Origin of the sequence: Nonomuraea sp. NPDC049784 (assembly GCF_040659615.1) — a bacterium.
Taxonomy (GTDB): Bacteria; Actinomycetota; Actinomycetes; order Streptosporangiales; family Streptosporangiaceae; genus Nonomuraea.
On the sequence record NZ_JBFAMX010000671.1, the window covers coordinates 1 to 5,308 of the forward strand.

The window sequence follows — 5,308 nt, forward strand, 5'->3', positions numbered from 1 at the left end:
CGCGGCTCTCGCCGGTGCGCCGGAACGCCGGGTCCTGGCGCAGTTCGTCCGGCAGGTCGAGGACCTCGGGCAGGCCCAGCTCCTCGCCGTTGTAGAGGTAGGCCGAGCCGGGCAGGGCCAGCATGAGCAGCGTGGCCGCCCTGGCTCGGGCCAGGCCGCCGTGGCGGGTGACGTGGCGCGGCTTGTCGTGGTTGGACAGCACCCACGTGGTGGGCGCGCCGACCAGCTCGGCCTCCTTGAGCGACTTCTCGATGACCGTACGGAACGACTTGGCGTGGAAGTCGGCCATCATGAACTCGAAGTTGAACGCCTGGTGCAGCTCGTCGGGCCCGACGTAGCGGGCCAGCCGCTCGGGGGAGGACACCCACGCCTCGGCCACCGCCATCCGGCCACCCGGGTAGGAGTCCAGGATGGGCCGCCACTCGCGGTAGATCTCGTGCACGCCGTCCTGGTCGAAGTAGGGCAGCTGCTCGTCACCGAGCATCTCGGCCTGGCGGCCCTCCTTCGGCCCCACGTCGGGCAGCCCCTCGGCCTTGACCATGCCGTGCGCCACGTCGATCCTGAAGCCGTCCACGCCCCGGTCGAGCCAGAAGCGCAGGACGTCGCGGAACTCGGCGCGCACGTCAGGGTTGTCCCAGTTGAGGTCGGGCTGCTCGGGCGCGAACAGGTGCAGGTACCACTGCCCGTCCTCGACCTGCGTCCACGCGGGACCGCCGAAGATCGACTCCCAGTCGTTGGGCTGGTCGCGGAAGATGTAACGGTCGCGCAGCCCGGCCTTGAACCAAGGGTGCTGGTCGGAGGAGTGGTTGGGCACCAGGTCCACGATGACCCTGATGCCCTTCTCGTGGGCGTCGGCGATGAGCGCGTCGAAGTCGGCGAGTGCGCCGAACATGGGGTCCACGTCCCGGTAGTCGGCCACGTCGTAGCCGCCGTCGGCCATGGGGGAGGTGTAGAAGGGGCTCAGCCAGATGGCGTCCACGCCCAGGTCGGCGAGGTAGCCGAGGCGGTCGCGCACGCCTGCGAGGTCTCCCATGCCGTCGCCGTCGGCGTCGGCGAAGCTGCGCGGGTAGACCTGGTACACGACGGCGTCACGCCACCAGTCGTCGTTGCCGAGCATGGCTGTCCTTCCCCGGATGCCCGAGATGTCCGCTGATGTTGTGGTGAAGGATGTCGCGATCGTTTGGCCAGGGTCAAGCGCAACTTGCGGAAAGTTGCACACATCACCTTCGACCCGCCCGTACTCCGGCAGAGGTCTCGTGAAAAGGGAGAAGGGCCCGGGGCTGAGGGCCGCTTTCGTCCGTGTTCGGTGAGGATCACGTAACGCTCTTTCGCAAGTTCTTCCAATTCTTGCAAAGTGCCGCTAACGTCCCGGAAACGTTAGAGCTTTCTTCCGGCGGCGGCGCTGGCGCGGCGCCGCCGTTCCTCCGTGACCTCAGGAGATCTCATGCGTATGCGGGCTCTGGGTGTGGCCGCTCTCGCGGCTCTCGCATTCGCCGCGACGGCGTGCGGCGATTCCCAGCCGGCTTCCCAGTCGGCTTCTTCGGCGGCACCCAGTGCGTCCGCCTCCACCTCGGCGGCGACGAGCGGCGGCACGCTCGTGATCTGGGCCGACCCCAGCCGGGTCAAGCCGCTCAAGCCCTTCGCCGACCAGTTCGGCGCCGAGAACGGCGTCACGGTCGAGGTGAAGGAGATCAGCAAGGACAACCAGCAGACCTTCCTCACCGCCTCCCAGCAGGGCAGCGGCCCCGACATCATGATCGGCGCGCACGACTGGATCGGCAACCTCGTGCAGAACGGCGCCATCGACCCGGTCACGCTGACCGACGAGCAGAAGGCCGCCTTCTCGGCCAAGGCGATCCAGGCTGTGACGTTCAACGGGCAGATCTACGGCGCCCCGTACGCGGTGGAGAACATCGCGCTGATCCGCAACACCAAGCTCGCCCCCGAGGCGCCCGCGACGGTCGAGGACATGATCGCCAAGGGTAAGGAGCTCAAGGCGGCCGGCAAGGTCAAGGAGGTGCTCTGCATCCCCGTCGGCCAGAAGGGCGACGCCTTCCACGTCTACCCGCTCTTCGCCTCCGCCGGCGGCGCGCTGTTCGGCGCCACCCCCACCGGCGACCCCGACGCCAAGCAGGTGCTGGTCGGCTCGCCGGATTCGGTCAAGGCGTTCGGCAAGCTCAAGGAGCTGGGCGAGAAGGGCGACGGCGCGCTGCGCACGTCGATCACGAACGAGAACTACATCGTGAACTTCGCCGGCGGCAAGTGCGCCTACCTGATCTCCGGCCCGTGGGCGATGAGCGAGGTCAAGAAGGGCGGCATCACGTACGACATCACGGCCGTCCCGGCGTTCAAGGGCGGCAAGCCCGCGACCCCGTTCGTCGGCGTGCAGACGTTCTTCGTGGCCTCCAAGGGCAAGAACAAGGCGCTGGCCCAGGAATTCGTGGCCAACTACGTGACCAACAAGGATGTCGCCAAGGCGCTGTACGAGGCCGACCCGCGGCCCCCGGCGCTGACCGCCGCCCTCCAGGAGGTCCAGGCGAGCGACCCGGACGCCGTCAAGTTCATGGACGCCGGCAAGGACGGCATGCCGATGCCGGCCATCCCTGAGATGGCGGCGATCTGGGAGCCGTTCGGCATCGCCGAGAACGCCGTCGTCAAGGGCGGCGACGCGGCCAAGGCCGCCGAGGCCGCGCAGAAGGCCATCGACGGCTCGCTCAAGCACTGATCATGGCGCTCGACGTGCGCGATGCCGTGGAGACCAAGCCGTCTCCACGGCCCCGCCGGGAGATCACCACGGCGTTCGTGGTGAGCAGGATCGCGGTGCTCGCCGTGGCCGCCGCGATCCTGCTCTACGCCGTGCCGCCGCTGGTCGCCACCGGGTCATGGGTCTCGCTGGCGCTGCTGTGCGCGGCCGGCGCGGCCATCGCCTACCTCTACCTGACCCGCCGCTTCATCCCGGCCAAGTACCTGGTCCCCGGCACCGTCTTCCTCATCGCGTTCCAGGCGTTCCCGGTCGTCTACACGGTCACCACCGCGTTCACGAACTTCGGCGACGGGCACCGCGGTGACAAGGCCGACGCCATCACCGCCATCGAGACCGGCTCCGTACGGCAGGCTCCCGGCTCGCCCGAGTACGCCCTGACCGCCGCGCTGCGCGGCGACCAGCTGGTGTTCCTGCTGGTCGACCCGAAGACCAAGCAGGTGCGGGTGGGCGACTCCAAGGGGCTGTCGCCGCTGGCGGGCGCCCAGGTGGGGGTCACCGGCAAGGTGCTGAGCGCGCCCGGGCTGACCGTGCTCAAGACGCCCGAGGCCGCCGCCCGCGGCCAGGAGATCTCCGCGCTGGCCGTGCCCACCGGCGACGGCGTGATCAAGGCGAACGGGCTCAGCCGGGCCGTCGAGGGCAAGGCGGCGCTCGTGTACGACGCCGGCTGCGACTGCGTGCGCGGCAACGGCGGCACATGGAGGGCCGACGAGGGGCAGGGGTACTTCGTCAACGCCAAGGGCGAGCACCTTGCGCAGGGCTGGCAGGTCGGAGTCGGGTTCGACAACTTCGCTCGCGTGCTGACGAACCCCACTATTTCGGGATATTTCGCCGGGGTGCTGGGCTGGAACCTCGTCTTCGCGCTGGCCTCCGTGCTCGGCACGTTCGCGATCGGCATGTCGGTCGCGCTGGCGCTGCACCATCCGCGGATGCGCGGCACCCGGTTCTACCGGATCGCGCTGATCCTGCCGTACGCGATGCCCGCCTTCGCCATGCTGCTGGTGTGGCGTGACATGTTCAACCGTGACTTCGGCCTGATCAACCAGCTCCTCGGGGCCAACATCGACTGGCTGGGCGAGCCGGGCACCGCCAGGCTCGGCGTGATCCTGGTCAACCTGTGGCTCGGCTTCCCGTACATGTTCCTGGTCACCACCGGCGCGCTGCAGGCCATTCCGCGCGAGCTGACCGAGGCGGCGGCCATCGACGGGGCCACGCCGTGGAAGGCGTTCCGGCGGGTGACGCTGCCGCTGCTGCTGGTCGCGCTCACGCCGCTGCTGATCTCGTCGTTCGCCTACAACTTCAACAACTTCAACGCGATCGCGCTCACCACCGAGGGCGGGCCGTTCCCGGCAGAGAATCCGCAGGTGGGCGGCACCGACCTGCTGATCACCTACACGTTCAGGCTGGCGTTCGGGGCGGGCGGCGCGCAGTTCGGCTTCGCGGCGGCGATCTCGGTGTTCATCTTCACGATCGTGGCCGTCATCTCGGCCGTGGCGTTCCGCCGCACCCGCAAGCAGGAGGAGGTCTACGCGTGAAGCTCGCTCTCAGGCATGTCCTCGTGCTGGTCGTGTGCGCGTTCGCGCTCTTCCCGATCCTGTTCGTGGTCTCGGCCGCGATCAACCCCATGGGCACGCTGGCCTCCACCGAACTGCTGCCGACCGGGGCCAGCCTGGGCAACTTCGCCAACCTGCTGAGCTCCGACAGCTACCCGTTCGGCCGGTGGTTCTTCAACTCCGTGTTCATCGCCCTGGTGGCCTCGTTCGCGAGCCTGCTGCTGTCGATGTTCGCCGCGTACGCCTTCAGCCGCATGCGTTTCGCGGGCCGCCGGGTGGGGCTCCTGGCGCTGCTGCTCATCCAGATGTTCCCGCAGTTCCTGGCCATCGTGACGATCTTCATGATCTTCACCAGGGTGACCGAGCTGTATCCGGCCTTCGGGTTCAACACCGTGTGGGGCCTCATGCTGCTCTACCTCGGCGGCGCTCTCGGCGTGAACACCTGGCTGATGAAGGGCTTCCTCGACACCGTGCCGAAGGAGCTGGACGAGGCGGCCACCGTGGACGGCGCCACGCACGCGCAGATCTTCTGGCGGGTCATCATGCCGCTGGTCACGCCGATCCTCGCCGTCACGGCGCTGCTGGCGTTCATCGGCACGATGAGCGAGTTCCTCATGGCGAACGTGTTCCTGCGCGACCCCGAGAGCAAGACCCTCGCCGTCGGCATGTACGGCATGATCGCCGGCGACCACCGCAACGCGAACTTCGGCATGTTCGCCGCGGCCACGTTGCTTACCGCCATTCCCACGGTGGGTGTGTTCCTCTGGTTGCAGAAGTACATCGTCTCCGGGCTCACCGCCGGGGCTGTCAAGGGATAGGTTTCATTGCGCTTCATCGGGGAGCCGCATCACGACGGCTCAGCTCTGTACGTCTCCGACCAGCAGCCCGCCGTGGGCTCGCGGGTGACCTTCAGCAAGGCCAGCTCGCCACGGTTGACAGAGAACGCCCGCACCGCGACCAGCGCCTCGTCCCGCGCGGGCACCGGCTCCTCGGC

General features: G+C 68.4%; 4 protein-coding genes. 3 read left to right on the plus strand and 1 reads right to left on the minus strand.

Annotated features, from left to right (window positions below):
• A partial coding sequence (locus tag AB0J09_RS55310) for a glycoside hydrolase family 13 protein (protein WP_360710408.1) occupies positions 1-1,117 on the minus strand: 1,117 nt, incomplete at its 3' end.
• A 327-nt stretch (positions 1,118-1,444) separates the two neighbouring features.
• On the opposite strand from AB0J09_RS55310, the gene AB0J09_RS55315 reads away from it, so the two are divergent.
• The 3 genes from AB0J09_RS55315 to AB0J09_RS55325 are packed head-to-tail and all read left to right on the plus strand — an operon-like array spanning position 1,445 to position 5,132.
• Positions 1,445-2,725 carry a maltose ABC transporter substrate-binding protein gene (locus AB0J09_RS55315; protein WP_360710410.1) on the plus strand — a complete coding sequence of 427 codons (1,281 nt, stop codon included), beginning with the start codon at positions 1,445-1,447 and terminating at the stop codon, positions 2,723-2,725.
• 2 nt (positions 2,726-2,727) lie between these two features.
• Complete coding sequence (locus AB0J09_RS55320; RefSeq protein WP_360710411.1) at positions 2,728-4,296, plus strand: ABC transporter permease subunit; 1,569 nt, start codon at positions 2,728-2,730, stop codon at positions 4,294-4,296.
• Entirely contained in the window at positions 4,293-5,132 is an 840-nt protein-coding gene (locus AB0J09_RS55325) for a sugar ABC transporter permease (protein ID WP_360710413.1), read from the plus strand. The genes AB0J09_RS55320 and AB0J09_RS55325 overlap by 4 nt, the downstream gene beginning before the upstream one ends.
• The last annotated feature ends 176 nt before the right edge of the window (positions 5,133-5,308 follow it).

What these genes read in the sequence shown, in the direction of transcription:
- AB0J09_RS55320 (WP_360710411.1), top strand. Translation starts at nt 2,728, where the DNA reads ATGGCGCTCGACGTGCGCGATGCCGTGGAGACCAAGCCGTCTCCACGG.
- AB0J09_RS55315 (WP_360710410.1), top strand. Translation starts at nt 1,445, where the DNA reads ATGCGTATGCGGGCTCTGGGTGTGGCCGCTCTCGCGGCTCTCGCATTC.